Annotated in this window: 1 pseudogene; it reads right to left on the bottom strand. The window is 75.2% G+C overall.

Going from position 1 to position 250, the window contains the following annotated elements:
• A pseudogene (locus C7C45_RS33440) lies at positions 1–202 on the bottom strand (endonuclease/exonuclease/phosphatase family protein); the annotation flags it as partial.
• Positions 203–250: the final 48 nt, after the last annotated feature.

The following is a 250-nucleotide window of genomic DNA, read 5'->3' as shown; positions in this document are numbered from 1 at the left end:
CACCGGCGGCCACCACCAGGCCGAACGCCTCGGCCAACGTGGCGGACTTCTGCCGCCACCGGAACCGGCGCGGCCCCTCCTGCACGATCACCACGTCCGGCGTCGCGGCCCGGACCACCGCCGCCAGCGCGGCGGTGTCGTCGCGCTGGCTGTGGATGTTGTACGACACCACGCGCAGCGGCACGCCCGCACCCTGGCCCATCCCGGACCGCTTCAGATCCTGCGGGCCAGGTCGGCGGCGCCGATCACC

It is taken from the genome of Micromonospora arborensis (genome assembly GCF_003205615.1).
GTDB classification, from domain to species: Bacteria; Actinomycetota; Actinomycetes; order Mycobacteriales; family Micromonosporaceae; genus Micromonospora; species Micromonospora arborensis.
Note: the sequence above shows the minus strand (reverse complement) of the source record. Positions and strands in the feature narration are given on the sequence as shown.